This is a genomic window from Pseudomonas sp. SMN5 (assembly GCF_052041925.1).
GTDB lineage: Bacteria > Pseudomonadota > Gammaproteobacteria > Pseudomonadales > Pseudomonadaceae > Aquipseudomonas.
In genome coordinates this window covers 88534-103985 of record NZ_JBKGGX010000002.1, presented here as the reverse complement: position 1 = coordinate 103985, position 15452 = coordinate 88534, and the positions used below count along the sequence as shown (strand labels likewise).

Below are 15452 nucleotides of genomic sequence, written 5' to 3'. Positions count from 1 at the left end.
GTCGCATAATGTCGGCTTAATCGGCCGGCGGCCTAATGTACCTTTTTCCACGGGGCTTACCATGCGTGTACTGGTCTGCGAAGACGATGAGTTGATTGCCAGCGGGATCGTCGCCGGGCTGACGGCCCAGGGCCTGACCGTCGAGCACGTCGCCACGGCCTCGGCGGCGCGGGCCATGGTCGGCGTGGCCGAGTTCGACGTCATGGTCCTGGACCTGGGCCTGCCCGACGAAGACGGCCTCAAGCTGCTCCGGCAACTGCGCCAGCAAGGCCTGGAGATCCCCGTATTGATCCTCACCGCCAGGGATTCAGTGACCGACCGGGTCGACGGCTTGCAGGCCGGCGCCGACGACTATCTGCTCAAGCCCTTCGACCTGCGGGAACTGGCGGCACGCCTGCACACCTTGCTGCGGCGTGTGGCCGGGCGCAGCGTCAATCTGATCGAGCACGGTCGCCTGACCTACGACCCCAGCAGCCGCGAAACCACCCTGGACGGCCAGCCGGTGGACCTGTCCCGACGCGAACAGTCGCTGTTACAGGCCTTGTTACACAGCCGCGGTCGGGTACTGTCTACCGAACAGCTCAAAGACAGCGTCTACGGGTTCAACGATGAACTGGAAAGCAACGCCCTGAACGTGCACATCCATCATCTGCGGCGCAAGCTGGGCAATGGCATTGTCGAGACCGTGCGTGGCCTGGGTTATCGCCTGGGGCCGGCCGACGGTGGGGAATCGTCCAAGTGATGAGCCTGCGACTGCGCCTGAGCCTGACGCTCGGCGCGGCCTTCGCCCTGATCTGGGCCCTGGCCGCGGCGTGGATGCTCAGCGACCTGCGCAACCAGATGATGTTTTCCCTCGACCAGCGTCTGGTGGCTTCGGCGCGGATGGTCGCCGGGCTGCTTGAGCAAATGCCGCCACTGCCGAGCAAGGGCGATGGCACGCACTTCAGCGCTGAACAGCTGAGTATTCCCGGCGGCATGGCCTGCCAGGTCAGTTCCTTGCGTGGCGAAATCCTCGCCCGCAGCCATGGCACCCCGGAGCAACCGCTGGAAGCCGAGAAAATCGGCTTTCGTGACCAGATGATCGATGGCGCGCCCTGGCGCAGTTTCACCCTGGTCCGGGGCGATTTGCGCATTACCACTGCCGACCGGCAGATCGAGCGCGAAGCCTTGAACCTCTCAGTGCTGCTGGCGGCTTCGGTGCCGGTGGGCGTGGCACTGCTGGGCTGCCTTTGTCTGTTGTGGCTGGGCATCGGTCAGGGCCTGGCGCCGCTCAATCGGATGCGCGATGCATTGATGCGGCGCAATGCCGACTCTCTCGAACCTTTGCAGATTCATCCGCTGCCCAGTGAATTGCGGCCGTTGCTGGAAACCCAGAATCAGTTGTTCCAACGCATAGGCAAGACCATCGAACGCGAACGGCGCCTGACCGGTGATGCCGCCCACGAACTGCGCAGCCCGTTGACGGCGATCAAGACGCACCTGCAGGTGGCGCGCATGACCGAGGGCGCCGCCCGCGACCAGTCCCTGGCCCGGGCCGAGGAGGGCGCCGACCGTCTGCACCGTACCCTTGAGCAGTTGCTGTTGTTGGCGCGAGTCGAAGGCAGCCTGTCGTTCGACGATGGCGTGCAGTGCAACGCCGAGCAGGTCGCGCGGTTGGCGGTCCAGGACGCGGCCAGCGGCGATTCGCGGCGGATCAGCTTGCATGTGTCGCCAGGATTGTCCGACGCACCGGTGCAGATGCCGGCGGTGCTCGCCATCGCCGCGGTGCGTAACCTGCTGGATAACGCCCTGCGCCACACCCCCGGCGATACCGAGGTGCAGTTGAGCCTGGAAATGATCGGCCAGCGTGTGCGTTTCCAGGTTCGCGACCATGGGCCGGGCATCGCCGCCGACGATCTCCAGCACCTGACCCAGCGCTTCTGGCGCAGCGGCCAGAGCACCGGTTGCGGACTGGGGTTGGCCATTGTCCAGGCCATCGTCCAGCGTTGCGGTTGCGGGCTGCATTTCGACAGCCGCCCGGATGGTTTGCGAGTGGAGTTGACGGTGCCGGTGCAGTCGCTGCCCGGCTAATACCGGAGTCCCGATTGGCAGCGATCAAAGGTGGCGAGGGAGCTTGCTCCCGCTGGGCTGCGCAGCGGCCCCCTGCCAGGGAGCACGGTAGGTCTGACCCATCGGGGTCGCTGGTTTGGGCCCGCTGCGCGGTCCAGCGGGAGCAAGCTCCCTCGCCACGGGATCCGGGTAATGCCGATATATGCTCCGTGTTCCTATCCGGAGCGGGTGCCCTGCACCTTGAGAAGCCATGCCCGGCAAAGTTCGATCCTGGGGTAAATCCCTTCTTCGCTGGTGCGTTTCCCCAACAGGAAACCTGCACATGTGTGCCCAGCGAGGTCGAGAAATGTCAGTCGCCAACAGCCTTATCGAAGCACAGCCGGCGCGGGTCAACCCTGCGCCGGCCGAGACGCTGTACCAGTTCAACGAAACGCCGCTGCTGGCCCGCCAGAGTCGCCAGGAGTCCAACGCCCGCAGTTATCCTCGGCGTATCCCGTTGGCGCTCAAGCGGGCCCGGGGGATACATGTCGAGGACGTTGAAGGGCGTACTTTCATCGATTGCCTGGCTGGTGCCGGGACTCTGGCCTTGGGGCACAACCATCCGGTGGTGATCGAGGCGATCCGGCAGGCGCTGGACGACGAACTACCGCTGCACACCCTGGACCTGACCACCCCGGTCAAAGACCGCTTCGTCCAGGACCTGTTCGGCCTGTTGCCGCCGGCGCTGGCTGGCGAGGCGAAGATCCAGTTCTGCGGCCCCACAGGCACCGACGCAGTGGAAGCCGCGTTGAAACTGGTGCGCACCGCCACCGCACGCTCTACGGTGCTGTCGTTCCAGGGCGGTTATCACGGCATGAGCCAGGGGGCGTTGAGCCTGATGGGCAGCCTGGGGCCGAAGAAACCCCTGGGCGCCTTGCTTGGCAATGGCGTGCAGTTCATGCCGTTCCCCTACGACTACCGTTGCCCGTTCGGGCTGGGTGGCAACGAAGGCGTCAGGGCCAATCTGCATTATCTGGAAAACCTGCTGAACGATCCCGAGGCCGGGGTGCAGTTGCCGGCGGCGGTGATTGTCGAGGTGGTGCAGGGCGAGGGCGGGGTGATTCCCGCCGACCTCGATTGGTTGCGCGGCTTGCGGCGAATCACCGAACAGGCGGGCGTGGCGCTGATCGTCGACGAAATCCAGAGCGGTTTCGGCCGCACCGGCAAAATGTTCGCCTTCGAGCACGCCGGGATCATCCCCGACGTGGTGGTGCTGTCCAAGGCCATCGGCGGCAGCCTGCCGCTGGCGGTGGTGGTGTATCGCGACTGGCTCGACACCTGGTTGCCGGGCGCCCATGCCGGGACCTTCCGTGGCAACCAGATGGCCATGGCCGCCGGTTCCGCCGTGATGCGTTACCTGGTGGAACACAACCTGCCGGCCCATGCCGCCGCCATGGGCGAGCGCTTGAGCGAGCATCTGCGGATCCTGCAGCGTGAATTCCCGCAACTGGGGGACATTCGTGGTCGCGGACTGATGCTCGGCGTCGAACTGGTGGACCCACAGGGTAAGCCGGACGCCCTCGGCCATCCACCGGTAGATGCCCGCCTGGCGCCGCGGCTGCAGCGCGAATGCCTCAAGCGCGGGCTCATCCTGGAGCTGGGCGGTCGTCAAGGCGCCGTGGTGCGTTTCCTGCCGCCGTTGATCATCACGGCGGCGGAAATCGACCGGGTCGCGGAAATTTTCGGCCGGGCGTTGAAGGCCGCGGTTGCCGATACCTAATTTTCCACCGGCCTGGTACGTTCCTTACATATCCCGGCTGCGCATGCGCCGCAGCGAACCTCGAGCAAAGATGGAGAAACACCCATGACTTCAGTATTCGACCGCGAGGACATCGTCTTTCAGGTCGTGGTCAACCACGAAGAGCAATATTCGATCTGGCCCGACTACAAGGCCATCCCTGAAGGCTGGCGTACCGTCGGCAAAAGCGGGTTCAAGAAAGAGTGCCTGGCCTACATCGAAGAGGTCTGGACCGACATGCGCCCCTTGAGCCTGCGCAAGAAAATGGAAGAGCAGGCGGCTGCGGTGCATTGATTCAAGGCGGCGCCGCTGCTTTTTGTGAGAGCGGGCTTGCTCGCGAATGCGGTATGTCATCCACCTGATGCGTCGACTGACACACTGCTTTCGCGAGCAAGCTCGCTCCCACAGGTTTGTGGTTCAGCCCTCCGCCACCAGAAACTCAATCAATGCCCGTGCCGCCGCCGGGAGTTGCCGGTGGGGCGGGTAGATCACCGAGAACGGCCGGCTGCGCCCGGCAAATGCTTTCAGTACTTCCACCAGTTCACCGCGCTCGATGCGCTCGCGGACGATGAAGTCATAGGTCTGGCAAATCCCCATTCCTGCCAAGGCCAGGGACACGCTGCCCAGCACATCGTCGGTCACCTGCACATGCCCCACCGGCAACCATTCCCGGTCCTCCTGACGCTGGCGAAACAGCCACGGCGCGACGCGCCCGCTGCTAGGCATCACGAAAGGCAGGCAAGCGTGGGCAGCTAAATCGTCTATGTGCTGGGGCGTACCGGCACGCACCAGGTATTGCGGGGCGGCCACCAGGCACAGGCGGGCGTCTTCGAGTTTACGTCCGACCAGTGCGCTGTCTGGCAACTGCCCAAGGCGGATCGCCAGGTCATACCCTTCGGCCACCAGGTCGACATTGCGGTTGGTGATGCTCAGCTCGACCCGCACCTGCGGACAGGCCATGGCGAAGCGCGCCAGCAGCGACGGCAGGCGGTAATGGCCATAGGTGGTTGGCACGCTCAGGCGCACGCGACCGGTCAAGACCCCGTCCTGGCCCTGGATCCGCCGTTCGGCATCGTCGATCAAAGCAAAGGCGGAGCGTGACTGCTCCAGATACAGGGCACCGGCATCGGTCAGGTTCAGCCGTCGGGTGGTGCGCCGCAACAATTGCACCCCCAGTCGCGCTTCGAGGCGCGAGATGGCCCGGCTCAGCACGGAGGGCGTGGTGCCCAGAGCCACGGCGCCGGCGCTGAGGGTGCCTTTTTCCACGACCGTGACGAAGGCTTCCACGTCGGCCAGGTGATCGAATCGACGGGCCATTATTGCCTCCAGGGGCCAAGTGATGTTCGCGTCGCCGAGTTTATCGCCGGTCGGGGCATCAATACAGTGGGTACACCTTCCTCCCAAGCCTTCTGGAGTCATCATGAAAAAGCTCACCCCCCTGGCAATCGCCGCCGCGTTGGCGGCCTCCAGCGTCGCGGCCCATGCCGATAACGTGCTGGTGGTCCTGTCGGATGCCGATCACCTGGATCTGCGCGATGGTAAGGTCTTTTCCACCGGTTTCTACCTCAACGAACTGCTGCAACCGGTCAAGCTGTTGCTGGACGCCGGCCATCAGGTGACCTTTGCCACCCCCGAAGGCAAGGCTCCGACCCTCGATCGTTCGTCAGTGGACAAAATGTACTTCAACAACGATGCGGCGGAGCTGGAGCGCTACCGGGCGCTGCTGGCCCAACTGAAAATCACCTCGGCCGCAGAGTCGCCCGTGGTCAGCCTGGCCCGCGTCGAACAGCAGGGCCTGGACCGTTTCGATGCCTTGTACATTCCGGGCGGCCACGCGCCCATGCAGGATTTGCTCACCAGTGCGCCTTTGGGCCGGGTGCTGACGCATTTTCATGACAAGGGCAAAACCACCGCGCTGGTCTGCCACGGGCCGATTGCCCTGCTGTCGACATTGCCCGGCGCCCAGGGCTTCGTCGGCCAGCTGGCCGCCAAAGGCCAGGCCTCGGCCCCGTCGGACTGGATCTACGCCGGGTACAAAATGACCGTGATCAGCAATCAGGAAGAGGAACTGGCCAAGGGGCTGCTGGGCGGTGGAAGTATGAAATTCTACCCACAGACCGCGTTGCAGCAGGCTGGCGGGCAGTACAGCAGTAACACCGCGCCGTGGACCGCCCATGTGGTGAAGGATCGGGAATTGATCACCGGCCAGAATCCGGCCTCGGCGCTGGCGGTGGGGCAGGAGTTGGTTGGGCGGTTGAGTCACTGAACTCAGAGTAAGCCCTGATCCCCTTGTGGGAGCGAGCCTGCTCCGGGCGGCGATCCGACGATAGCGGTGGGTCAGCAGAATTTGTGCTGGCTGACACTCCGCAACCGCGAGCGAGCTCGCTCCCACAAGGTCTTGTGTTGGTGCGGGTTTATTTGAACCGCCGCTCCACCCCTTTCTCCACCAGGATCTTCGCCGATATCTCTTCCACCGAAAAATGCGTGGAATTGATATGGGGAATGTTCTCCCGCCGGAACAGGTTCTCCACCTCGCGCACTTCGAATTCGCACTGGGCGTAGCTCGAATAACGGCTGTTGGGCTTGCGCTCGTTGCGGATCGCGGTAAGGCGGTCCGGGTCGATGGTCAGGCCGAACAGCTTGTGCTGGTGGGCGCGCAGGGCGCTGGGCAGTTGCAGGCGCTCCATGTCCTCTTCGGTCAGCGGGTAGTTGGCCGCGCGGATGCCGAACTGCATCGCCATGTACAGGCACGTCGGCGTCTTACCACAGCGCGACACACCCACTAGGATCAGGTCGGCCTTGTCGTAATAATGCGTGCGTGCGCCGTCATCGTTGTCCAGCGCGAAGTTGACCGCCTCGATCCGCTCCATGTAGTTGGAGTTGTGCCCGATGGAATGGGACTTGCCGACCGAGTACGAGGAGTGCTCGCTCAGTTCCTGCTCCAGGGGCGCGAGGAAGGTGGAAAAAATGTCGATCATGAAACCATTGGACGTTGCGAGAATCTCACGGATGTCCTGATTGACGATGGTGTCGAAGATGATCGGGCGAAAACCGTCGGTTTCGGCGGCTTTATTGATTTGCTGTACCATCGCCCGCGCCTTGTCGACGCTGTCGATGTAGGGGCGTGTCAACTTGGTGAAGGTAATGTTTTCGAATTGCGCCAACAGGCTTTGACCTAGCGTTTCGGCCGTGATGCCGGTGCCGTCGGAGATAAAGAAAGCAGATCGTTTCATTTGCGCCTTGGGCCCTAGTGAGCTAGTGACGATTCTTGGATATGATAGGCGCGATTTGCCGGCCGCCAATGGCCCGCATTCTCACTTATTTTCCAGGTCCAGGCCATATCGCCGGCATTCGCTCCCCTGGAGCTGTCCGGTGCCTTGAGCTTTTCCAACACAGTTAGTGGAGAGATCACCTTGGTAGAGTACGTAGTTTCCCTCGATAAGCTCGGCGTCCATGATGTGGAGCATGTGGGGGGCAAGAACGCATCCCTGGGCGAGATGATCAGTAACCTCGCCGGTGCCGGCGTATCGGTACCAGGTGGCTTCGCCACGACCGCTCAGGCTTATCGTGATTTCCTGGAACTGAGTGGCCTGAACCAACAGATCCATGAAGCGCTCGACGCCCTGGACGTGGATGACGTCAATGCCCTGGCCAAGACCGGTGCCCAGATCCGCCAGTGGATCATGGAAGCCGAGTTCCCCGAGCGACTGAACGCCGAGATCCGCACCGCCTTCGCCAAGCTGTCCGAAGGCAATCCCGACATTGCCGTCGCCGTACGCTCTTCGGCCACCGCCGAAGACCTGCCGGACGCTTCCTTTGCCGGCCAGCAGGAAACCTTCCTGAACATCCGCGGCGTGGACAACGTCATCCGCGCCGCCAAGGAAGTCTTCGCCTCCCTTTTCAACGACCGTGCCATTTCCTACCGCGTACACCAGGGCTTCGACCACAAGCTGGTGGCCCTGTCGGCAGGTGTGCAGCGCATGGTCCGCTCCGAAACCGGTACCGCCGGCGTGATGTTCACCCTCGACACCGAGTCGGGCTTCCGTGACGTGGTGTTCATCACCGGCGCCTACGGCCTGGGTGAAACCGTCGTGCAGGGCGCGGTGAACCCGGATGAGTTCTATGTCCATAAAGGCACGCTCCAGGCCGGCCGCCCGGCGATCCTGCGGCGTAACCTGGGCAGCAAGGCCATCAAGATGATCTACGGCGACGAAGCCAAGGCCGGTCGTTCGGTGAAAACCGTCGATGTGGACAAGGCCGAGCGCGCTCGTTTCTGCCTGACCGATGCGGAAGTCAGCGAGCTGGCGAAGCAGGCGATGATCATCGAGAAACACTACAAGTGCCCGATGGACATCGAGTGGGCCAAGGACGGTGACGACGGCAAGCTGTACATCGTGCAGGCCCGTCCGGAAACCGTGAAGAGCCGCACCCAGGCCAACGTCATGGAGCGCTACCTGCTCAAGGAAACCGGCACCGTACTGGTGGAAGGCCGCGCCATCGGCCAGCGTATCGGCGCCGGCAAGGTGCGGATCATCAACGACGTCTCGGAGATGGACAAGGTCCAGGCCGGCGACGTGCTGGTGTCCGACATGACCGACCCGGACTGGGAACCGGTGATGAAGCGCGCCAGCGCCATCGTCACCAACCGCGGCGGGCGGACCTGCCACGCGGCGATCATCGCCCGTGAGCTGGGCATCCCGGCGGTGGTCGGTTGCGGCAACGCCACACAACTGCTCAAGGATGGCCAGGGCGTGACCGTATCCTGCGCCGAGGGTGATACCGGCTACATCTTCGAAGGCGAGCTGGGCTTCGATATCAAGAAGAACTCCGTGGACGCCATGCCGGAGCTGCCGTTCAAGATCATGATGAACGTCGGCAACCCGGACCGCGCCTTTGACTTCGCGCAGTTGCCGAACGCCGGCGTGGGCCTGGCCCGCCTGGAGTTCATCATCAATCGCATGATCGGCGTGCACCCCAAGGCGCTGCTGAACTATGACGGCCTGCCGCCCGAGATCAAGGACAGCGTCGACAAGCGCATCGCCGGCTACGACGATCCGGTCGGTTTCTACGTCGAGAAACTGGTGGAAGGCATCAGCACCCTGGCTGCCGCCTTCTACCCGAAAAAGGTCATCGTGCGCCTGTCGGACTTCAAGTCCAACGAGTACGCCAACCTGATCGGCGGCAAGCTCTACGAGCCTGAAGAAGAAAACCCGATGCTGGGCTTCCGCGGCGCCTCGCGCTACATCAGCGAATCGTTCCGCGACTGCTTCGAGCTCGAGTGCCGCGCCCTCAAGCGCGTGCGCAACGACATGGGCCTTACCAACGTCGAGATCATGGTGCCGTTCGTGCGTACCCTCGGCGAAGCGAGCCAGGTGGTCGACCTGCTGGCGGAAAACGGTCTGGCACGCGGCGACAACGGCCTGCGCGTCATCATGATGTGCGAGTTGCCGTCCAACGCGATCCTGGCCGAAGAGTTCCTCGAATTCTTCGACGGTTTCTCCATCGGCTCCAACGACCTGACCCAGCTGACCCTGGGCCTGGACCGTGACTCCGGGATCATCGCGCACCTGTTCGACGAGCGGAACCCGGCGGTCAAGAAGCTGCTGGCCAACGCCATCGCTGCCTGCAACAAGGCCGGCAAATACATCGGTATCTGCGGCCAAGGCCCTTCGGACCACCCGGACCTGGCCAAATGGCTGATGGAACAGGGTATTGAAAGCGTTTCGCTGAACCCGGACTCGGTGCTGGAGACCTGGTTCTTCCTGGCTGAGGGGCAGGGCGCGGTCTGATTGAGTAAGGGGCCGATCATGGCATCGCTGTTTTAAGGCAGGAGTTCATTGTGGCGAGGGAGCTTGCTCCCGCTTGAGTGCGAAGCACTCAAAAAAATGGGTCTGCTGCGCAGCCCAGCGGGAGCAAGCTCCCTCGCCACGGTATTTCACCTGTCTGAATTGAGCAGTGCTGTGCTCGAACGGTCCCTTTTGATTGAAACAGGGCGGGCTCCTGAGGGATGCCGCCCTTTTTTGTGCAAGAGCATTATGCAAAGCAGCAGCGACCTATTTCCTGTCGCTCTGATCAGCGCCGAGCGGCGCGGTGATCTGAGCGAAGACGTCTATCGTTTGAAACCCGGCAACAGCCCGGACTACAGCGTCGAACTGGCCGTAACCCGGCTGGGCATGGCCGATGCCGGCCCGACCCGGGGCGTCCCCGTGATCCTGTTGCATGGTAGTTTCTCCAACAGGCGTTTCTGGTATTCCCCCAAGGGCCTCGGGCTGGGGGCGCATCTGGCTCGCCTGGGCTTCGATGTCTGGATTCCCGAAATGCGCGGCCATGGCCTGTCCCAGCGTAACCAGGATTACCGCAACAACCGCGTGGCCGACTACGCCCGCTACGACTTGCCGGCCATCGGTGCCTTCGTGCGCGAGCAGAGCGCTCAGGTGCCGCACTGGATCGGCCATTCCCTGGGCGGCATCACCCTGGCGGCGGCGCTGGGCGGGCATTACCTGGGCGAGCCTGCCGTGGCCTCGGCAGCTTTTTTCGGCACCCAGGTCAGCCGCACCTACTGGCCGCTGAAAATTCCGCCTGTGGAATGGAGCGGCCGCTTTATCCTCAAGCGTTTTGCCCAATTGTCCGGCTCACGGCTCAAGCGCGGTCCCGAGGACGAGCCCATCGGCCTGGCCCTGGAGAGCATGCGCTGGTACGGATTGTTCGGACGCTTCGGCGATGCCGAGAAAAATTGGTGGGCCGGCCTGGCCGATGTCTGCGTACCGGTGCTGGCAGTGAGCGCAGTGGGCGATCAGCAGGACCCCACCTGGGCTTGCCGCAAGCTGTTCGAGCAGATCGGCTCCGAGCACAAGCGGTTCGTGTGCCTGGGCCGCGAGCAGGGTTTCAACGATGATTTCGGCCATGTCGAGATGCTGGTCAGCAAAGCCGCGCAGGTTGAAGTCTGGCCGCTGGTCGCGCGTTGGCTGGACGATCAGGCTGCGCCATTGCAGGGGGAGACGCCCCGTCTGGCCGAGGCGGTCTGAGGCGAAGGCTCTGACAAGGGCATTTCGCTCTGGTCGGCTTGCGGCTAAGATATGACGCTTCACGCGGTTTCGGTCACAAACGGTTGCTCATTCAGTCTGAAGTCCCAGCCTTACAGGAGTTATTCGATGAACCATTACCTCACGCCTGACCTGTGCGATGCCTACCCGGACCTGGTCCAGGTGCTGGAGCCGATGTTCAGCAATTTCGGCGGCCGCGATTCGTTCGGTGGCGAAATCGTGACCATCAAATGCTTCGAAGACAACTCGCTGGTCAAGGAGCAGGTCGAGCAGCCGGGCGCTGGCAAGGTGTTAGTGGTGGACGGTGGCGGCTCTCTGCGCCGGGCGCTGCTGGGTGACATGCTGGCGGAAAAGGCCGCGAAGAATGGCTGGGAAGGGCTGGTGATCTACGGTTGCATCCGCGACGTCGATGTCATCGCCCAGACCGACCTCGGTGTCCAGGCCCTGGCCAGTCACCCGATGAAAACCGATAAGCGCGGCATCGGTGACCTCAACGTGCCGGTGACCTTTGCCGGCGTGACGTTCCGTCCGGGCGAGTATGTCTATGCGGATAACAACGGCGTGATCGTCTCGCCAAGTCCGCTGAAAATGCCTGAATGACACGCCACCGCCATAAGGGATGAGGATGTTCGAGGAAGAAAACGCCCAGTGGGGACTGGTGCATGCCCTGGTGCTGGACGGTAAAGGCGGCGCACGTTCCATCGCCAGGACCGAACTCGACGATTTGCAGTTGCAAGGCCACGAAAGCCTGTGGCTGCACTGGGATCGAAGCCATCCTCAGACCCACACCTGGCTGCGCAAATCCAGCGGCCTGAGTGAATTCAATTGCGACCTGCTGCTGGAAGAGAACACCCGCCCGCGGCTGTTGCCCTTGCCCAACGCCGAGCTGCTGCTGTTCCTCAGGGGGATCAACCTCAATCCGGGCGCCGAGCCGGAAGACATGGTCTCGGTACGCATCTTTGCGTCTGCCCAGCGAGTCATCTCCCTGCGCCTGCGGCCGTTGCGCGCCACCGATGAGCTGCTGGTGCAACTGGCCGAAGGCAAGGGACCCAAGACCGCCTCGGAGCTCATCCTCTATATGGCGCAGTACCTGACCAACAAGGTGCAGGACCTGGTGACCTGCCTGTCGGAAATCGTCGACACCGAAGAAGAACAACTCGATACCGACGAACGGTACACCCCCGAGCACGACGCCATTTTACATATCCGTCGCCGGGCGGCCGGGCTGAAGCGCTTCCTGGCGCCACAGCGGGACATCTTCGGACAGATGAGCCGGCTCAAGTTGCCGTGGTTCGTCGAGGATGACGGTGACTACTGGAACGAATTGAACAACAGCCTGACCCGTTACCTCGAAGAGCTGGAATTGACCCGAGAGCGCGTGGGGCTTGTGCTGGAGGCCGAGGACCGGCGTTTGTCGGTGCGCATGAACCGCACCATGTACCGCTTCGGCATCATTACCGGCATCTTCCTGCCGATGAGTTTCCTCACCGGCCTTCTGGGCATCAACGTCGGCGGCATTCCATTGTCCGACAGCCCCTACGGTTTCATGGTCGCCTGCCTGCTGATGGTCTGCGTGGCGCTGGGGCAATGGTGGTTGTTCCGCCGTTTGCGCTGGGTCTGATGAGGCTTCATGTGACCCGACGAAATTTGATCGCGTCTTCCACAGACATCACGAGAGGTGCGTATGCACGATCCGTTCGAACAGTCTTTGCGCGACATGCTCAAGGCTTCGCCGTCCAGCCGGGACGACGACGCATGCCTGGGACGTGTACTGAAAACCGCCAACCGCCAGGTCGGCGCCGGCGATCTGTTCAGCCTGCTGGGCCGCTGGTTGCCCGCGCTGATGATCGCCGTGAATAACGGGTCGGCCCACGTTTCGCCGGTTTCCCGTCGTAAACCTGTTACTCGCACCGCTGATAAGGCTGATTGAATATGGAACTTGATCTCTGGACCCAGAGCCTCGTCACGGCGATGACCGCGTTGTGGACCAAGGTGGCTAACTTCATCCCGAACCTCTTCGGCGCGCTGGTGGTGCTGTTGCTCGGCTTCGTAGTGGCCAAGCTGTTGGATACGCTGCTGTCCAAACTGCTCGCCAAGCTCGGTCTCGACCGCCTGATGGGCGGCACCGGCCTGACCAAATTGCTGTCACGAGGCGGCATCCAGGTGCCGATCTCGACCCTGGTCGGCAAGATCGTCTATTGGTTCGTGTTGCTGATTTTCCTGGTTTCTGCCGCTGAGTCCCTTGGCCTTGAGCGAGTTTCAGCTACGCTGGACATGCTCGCGTTGTATTTGCCGAAGGTTTTTGGTGCAGCGCTGGTGCTGCTGGTCGGCGTGCTCCTGGCGCAACTGGCCAACGGGCTGGTGCGCGGCGCGGCCGAGGGCGTGGGGCTGGATTACGCCGCAGGCGTCGGGCGAATTGCCCAGGGCCTGGTAATCATCATCAGTATTTCGGTTGCGATCAGCCAGTTGGAGGTCAAGACTGACCTGCTCAACCATGTGATCGTAATCGTTCTGATTACCGTTGGTCTGGCCGTCGCGCTGGCCATGGGATTGGGAAGCCGGGAAATTGCCGGTCAGATTCTTGCGGGAATCTATGTGCGTGAGTTGTACGAGGTTGGGCAACAAGTGCGTGTTGGCGAGGTCGAAGGCCAGATCGAGGAGATCGGCACGGTGAAAACCACATTGCTGACCGATGAGGGGGAATTGGTGTCGCTCTCCAATCGGATCCTGCTGGAACAGCATGTGAGTAGCCGCTAACCCGGCAAACCCTGCTAATGTATGCCGCCGCAAAATGCCGGGTAGCCCCAGGCTGCGGCGCACATTGACCTAGACTGTCGGCCCGACTTGTTTTGAACAAACCCCAATCGCCATCCACGCGCTATGACCCCCGTGATCTCTCCGATGAGGAGTTGGTCGCGCGCGCACATACGGAGCTGTTCCACGTCACCCGTGCTTACGAAGAGTTGATGCGCCGTTACCAGAGGACATTATTTAACGTTTGTGCGCGATATCTCGGGAACGATCGGGATGCTGACGATGTCTGTCAGGAGGTGATGTTGAAGGTGCTGTATGGCCTGAAGAACTTCGAGGGGAAATCGAAGTTCAAGACATGGCTCTATAGCATCACCTACAACGAATGCATCACGCAGTACCGCAAGGAACGGCGAAAGCGTCGCTTGATGGACGCGCTGAGCCTTGACCCTCTTGAAGAAGCGTCTGACGAAAAGGCGCCTAAACCTGAGGAGAAGGGCGGGCTTGATCGCTGGCTGGTTTATGTAAACCCGATCGATCGGGAAATTCTGGTGCTACGATTTGTCGCAGAGCTGGAGTTCCAGGAGATCGCAGACATCATGCACATGGGTTTGAGCGCGACAAAAATGCGTTACAAGCGTGCTCTTGACAAATTGCGTGAGAAATTTGCAGGCATTGCCGAAACTTAGTTCGGCGCAAATATCTCTTACGTGTAGGCAAGTTCTGATAGACTTGCCGCCGAGTTGTCCCCCGGTTTGCGGGACTGCTTCACAATCACCAGATGGGGATTTAACGGATGAAACTGAAAAACACCTTGGGCTTTGCCATTGGTTCTTTGATTGCTGCCACTTCGTTCGGCGCTCTGGCACAAGGCCAAGGCGCAGTTGAAATCGAAGGCTTCGCCAAGAAAGAACAATTCGACAGCGCTCGTAACTTCAAGAACAACGGCAACCTGTTCGGCGGTTCGATTGGTTACTTCCTGACCGACGACGTTGAACTGCGTCTGGCCTACGACGAAGTGCACAACGTACGTGCCGACGACGGCAAGAACGTTAAGGGTGCCAACACCGCTCTGGACGCCCTGTACCACTTCAACAACCCAGGCGACATGCTGCGTCCTTACGTCTCGGCCGGTTTCTCCGACCAGAGCATCGACCAGAATGGCAGCAACGGTCGTAACCGTTCTACCTTCGCCAACGTAGGCGGCGGCGCCAAGCTGTACTTCACCGAAAACTTCTACGCCCGTGCCGGCGTTGAAGCTCAGTACAACATCGACCAGGGCGACACCGAGTGGGCGCCTAGCGTTGGTATCGGTGTGAACTTCGGTGGCGGTTCCAAGCCTGCCGCTGCTCCAGTTCCAGCTCCGGCTGAAGTCTGCTCCGACAGCGACAACGATGGCGTGTGCGACAACGTCGACAAGTGCCCTGACACCCCAGCCAACGTCACTGTTGACGCTGACGGCTGCCCAGCTGTCGCTGAAGTCGTACGTGTTGAGCTGGACGTGAAGTTCGACTTCGACAAGTCGGTCGTTAAAGACAACAGCTACGGCGACATCAAGAACCTGGCTGACTTCATGAAGCAGTACCCATCCACCACCACTACTGTTGAAGGTCACACTGACTCCGTCGGTCCTGACGCTTACAACCAGAAACTGTCCGAGCGTCGTGCAAACGCCGTCAAGCAAGTTCTGACCAACCAGTACGGTGTTGAATCGTCCCGCGTTAACTCTGTTGGCTACGGCGAATCCCGCCCAGTTGCCGACAACGCTACTGACGCTGGTCGTGCAGTTAACCGTCGCGTAGAAGCGCAGGTTGAAGCCCAAGCTAAGTAAT

At 61.8% G+C, this 15452-nt stretch carries 15 protein-coding genes; 13 read left to right on the top strand and 2 right to left on the bottom strand.

Annotated features, from left to right (window positions below; all coding sequences use genetic code 11):
• The first annotated feature begins 61 nt into the window (after positions 1-61).
• The 4 genes from ACLEJR_RS02200 (at position 62) to ACLEJR_RS02185 (ending at position 4120) form a co-directional block, all read left to right on the top strand.
• On the top strand, positions 62-742 hold the full coding sequence (locus tag ACLEJR_RS02200; RefSeq protein WP_440797201.1) for a response regulator: 681 nt from the start codon (positions 62-64) through the stop codon (positions 740-742).
• The gene (locus tag ACLEJR_RS02195; RefSeq protein WP_440811898.1) at positions 739-2070 is read left to right on the top strand and encodes an ATP-binding protein; all 1332 of its coding nucleotides are present in this window, start codon (positions 739-741) and stop codon (positions 2068-2070) included. The genes ACLEJR_RS02200 and ACLEJR_RS02195 overlap by 4 nt, the downstream gene beginning before the upstream one ends.
• Before the next feature lie 325 nt (positions 2071-2395).
• Positions 2396-3808, top strand: coding sequence for an aspartate aminotransferase family protein (locus ACLEJR_RS02190; RefSeq protein WP_440811896.1), 1413 nt, complete (start codon positions 2396-2398; stop codon positions 3806-3808).
• A gap of 84 nt (positions 3809-3892) precedes the next feature.
• The gene (locus tag ACLEJR_RS02185; protein WP_238963712.1) at positions 3893-4120 is read left to right on the top strand and encodes an MbtH family protein; all 228 of its coding nucleotides are present in this window, start codon (positions 3893-3895) and stop codon (positions 4118-4120) included.
• Between the two features lie 123 nt (positions 4121-4243).
• Here ACLEJR_RS02185 and ACLEJR_RS02180 read toward each other — a convergent pair whose 3' ends face one another.
• The gene (locus ACLEJR_RS02180) at positions 4244-5143 is read right to left on the bottom strand and encodes a LysR family transcriptional regulator (protein WP_440811894.1); all 900 of its coding nucleotides are present in this window, start codon (positions 5141-5143) and stop codon (positions 4244-4246) included.
• Between the two features lie 103 nt (positions 5144-5246).
• Here ACLEJR_RS02180 and ACLEJR_RS02175 point away from each other — a divergent pair, with 103 nt between their 5' ends.
• Positions 5247-6092, top strand: coding sequence for a type 1 glutamine amidotransferase domain-containing protein (locus ACLEJR_RS02175; RefSeq protein WP_440811891.1), 846 nt, complete (start codon positions 5247-5249; stop codon positions 6090-6092).
• A 148-nt stretch (positions 6093-6240) separates the two neighbouring features.
• Here ACLEJR_RS02175 and ppsR read toward each other — a convergent pair whose 3' ends face one another.
• Positions 6241-7059: a posphoenolpyruvate synthetase regulatory kinase/phosphorylase PpsR gene (ppsR, locus tag ACLEJR_RS02170; RefSeq protein WP_042732259.1), complete on the bottom strand. Its 819-nt coding sequence runs from the start codon at positions 7057-7059 to the stop codon at positions 6241-6243.
• 180 nt (positions 7060-7239) lie between these two features.
• On the opposite strand from ppsR, the gene ppsA reads away from it, so the two are divergent.
• From ppsA to ACLEJR_RS02130, 8 genes are all read left to right on the top strand, one after another.
• Positions 7240-9615 carry a phosphoenolpyruvate synthase gene (ppsA, locus tag ACLEJR_RS02165; RefSeq protein ID WP_440811889.1) on the top strand — a complete coding sequence of 792 codons (2376 nt, stop codon included), beginning with the start codon at positions 7240-7242 and terminating at the stop codon, positions 9613-9615.
• 246 nt (positions 9616-9861) lie between these two features.
• Entirely contained in the window at positions 9862-10851 is a 990-nt protein-coding gene (locus ACLEJR_RS02160; RefSeq protein WP_440811886.1) for an alpha/beta fold hydrolase, read from the top strand.
• 126 nt (positions 10852-10977) lie between these two features.
• On the top strand, positions 10978-11469 hold the full coding sequence (gene rraA / locus ACLEJR_RS02155; RefSeq protein WP_440797215.1) for a ribonuclease E activity regulator RraA: 492 nt from the start codon (positions 10978-10980) through the stop codon (positions 11467-11469).
• Between the two features lie 25 nt (positions 11470-11494).
• Entirely contained in the window at positions 11495-12490 is a 996-nt protein-coding gene (locus tag ACLEJR_RS02150; protein ID WP_440797217.1) for a zinc transporter ZntB, read from the top strand.
• Between the two features lie 63 nt (positions 12491-12553).
• Positions 12554-12799, top strand: coding sequence for a CrfX protein (locus tag ACLEJR_RS02145; protein ID WP_245140630.1), 246 nt, complete (start codon positions 12554-12556; stop codon positions 12797-12799).
• A 2-nt stretch (positions 12800-12801) separates the two neighbouring features.
• Positions 12802-13626 (top strand): mechanosensitive ion channel family protein, encoded by an 825-nt coding sequence (locus ACLEJR_RS02140; RefSeq protein ID WP_003183617.1) that lies wholly within the window; start codon positions 12802-12804, stop codon positions 13624-13626.
• 92 nt (positions 13627-13718) lie between these two features.
• Positions 13719-14309: an RNA polymerase sigma factor SigX gene (gene sigX / locus ACLEJR_RS02135; protein WP_440797219.1), complete on the top strand. Its 591-nt coding sequence runs from the start codon at positions 13719-13721 to the stop codon at positions 14307-14309.
• Positions 14310-14416: 107 nt separating this feature from the next.
• Positions 14417-15451 carry an OmpA family protein gene (locus ACLEJR_RS02130; protein WP_440811885.1) on the top strand — a complete coding sequence of 345 codons (1035 nt, stop codon included), beginning with the start codon at positions 14417-14419 and terminating at the stop codon, positions 15449-15451.
• Position 15452 lies beyond the last annotated feature (1 nt).

Coding starts and splice junctions, on each gene's coding strand:
- ACLEJR_RS02200 (WP_440797201.1), top strand. CDS start 62: ATGCGTGTACTGGTCTGCGAAGACGATGAGTTGATTGCCAGCGGGATC.
- ACLEJR_RS02190 (WP_440811896.1), top strand. CDS start 2,396: ATGTCAGTCGCCAACAGCCTTATCGAAGCACAGCCGGCGCGGGTCAAC.
- ACLEJR_RS02185 (WP_238963712.1), top strand. CDS start 3,893: ATGACTTCAGTATTCGACCGCGAGGACATCGTCTTTCAGGTCGTGGTC.
- ACLEJR_RS02180 (WP_440811894.1), bottom strand. CDS start 5,143: ATGGCCCGTCGATTCGATCACCTGGCCGACGTGGAAGCCTTCGTCACG.
- ACLEJR_RS02175 (WP_440811891.1), top strand. CDS start 5,247: ATGAAAAAGCTCACCCCCCTGGCAATCGCCGCCGCGTTGGCGGCCTCC.
- ppsR (WP_042732259.1), bottom strand. CDS start 7,059: ATGAAACGATCTGCTTTCTTTATCTCCGACGGCACCGGCATCACGGCC.
- ACLEJR_RS02160 (WP_440811886.1), top strand. CDS start 9,862: ATGCAAAGCAGCAGCGACCTATTTCCTGTCGCTCTGATCAGCGCCGAG.
- rraA (WP_440797215.1), top strand. CDS start 10,978: ATGAACCATTACCTCACGCCTGACCTGTGCGATGCCTACCCGGACCTG.
- ACLEJR_RS02150 (WP_440797217.1), top strand. CDS start 11,495: ATGTTCGAGGAAGAAAACGCCCAGTGGGGACTGGTGCATGCCCTGGTG.
- ACLEJR_RS02145 (WP_245140630.1), top strand. CDS start 12,554: ATGCACGATCCGTTCGAACAGTCTTTGCGCGACATGCTCAAGGCTTCG.
- ACLEJR_RS02140 (WP_003183617.1), top strand. CDS start 12,802: ATGGAACTTGATCTCTGGACCCAGAGCCTCGTCACGGCGATGACCGCG.
- ACLEJR_RS02130 (WP_440811885.1), top strand. CDS start 14,417: ATGAAACTGAAAAACACCTTGGGCTTTGCCATTGGTTCTTTGATTGCT.